Here is an 864-nt window from a genome sequence, read left to right as displayed (position 1 = left end):
AGGCGACCATCCAGGAGCTGGAGCGCGGGCTGATGGGTGGCGCCGACACCGTGCTCTACGTCAGCCAGGCGCTGATGGACGAGGAGCGGGAGCTGACCGGCGAGCGCGCGCACTTCCTCGACCACGGCGTGGACGTCGACCACTTCCGGCCGCGGCCGGTGTCCGAGCAACCGGCCGATCTGCGCCGGATCCCGGGTCCCCGGATCGGGTTCTTCGGCGCGCTGGACGAGTTCGTGGTCGACTTCGAACTGCTCGAGCGCGTGGCCGCCGAGCTGCCGGAAGCCTCCCTCGTGCTGATCGGCGACTCGGGCCAGCCGATGGACCGCTTCGACAAGTACCCGAACGTGTACTGGCTGGGCTTCCGTTCGTACGAAACCATTCCGGCGTACGGCTCCGGTTTCGACGTCGCACTCATGCCCTGGCAGGACACCCCATGGATTCACCATTCGAACCCGATCAAGCTCAAGGAATATCTTGCGCTCGGGCTGCCCGTGGTCAGCACGGAGTTCGCCGAACTGGCGAAGTACGCCGGCCGCGTCCGCGTGGCGCCGGGGCACGCCCGGTTCGTCGAAGCGGTCCGCGAGACCCTGCGCCAGGTCGGGTCGTGATCGCCGGACATCCTGCGGGCCTCGGTCGCCGACTACGCGTGGCGATCCCTTGTGTCGACGCGCACCGCGACCACCGAGACGGCCCGGCACTGACCCGCGATGGCAAGCTGCTGCTGACCGTGATCGGCCTCAGCGTGCTCGCCATCGCCCTGGTCCTGTTCTAGCTCGTGTTCCCAAGCGGCGGAGCCGCTTGCGGTGGGCCGTCAGCTCGCACCGCCGCGGGTTCTCAGGCGTCTCCTCGCGAGGACAGCTTCAC

At 68.8% G+C, this 864-nt stretch carries 2 protein-coding genes; both read left to right on the top strand.

Annotated elements, in window-relative coordinates:
- On the top strand, positions 1-608 hold a 608-nt coding region (locus D8M36_RS09995; RefSeq protein WP_126848620.1), incomplete at its 5' end, for a glycosyltransferase.
- Entirely contained in the window at positions 605-772 is a 168-nt protein-coding gene (locus tag D8M36_RS10080) for a hypothetical protein (RefSeq protein ID WP_153246525.1), read from the top strand. The genes D8M36_RS09995 and D8M36_RS10080, both read left to right, overlap by 4 nt.
- The last annotated feature ends 92 nt before the right edge of the window (positions 773-864 follow it).

Origin of the sequence: Dermabacter sp. HSID17554 (genome assembly GCF_003989295.1) — a bacterium.
In the GTDB taxonomy this organism is placed as follows: Bacteria; Actinomycetota; Actinomycetes; order Actinomycetales; family Dermabacteraceae; genus Dermabacter; species Dermabacter vaginalis.
This window is presented reverse-complemented; position numbering and strand designations above follow the sequence as displayed.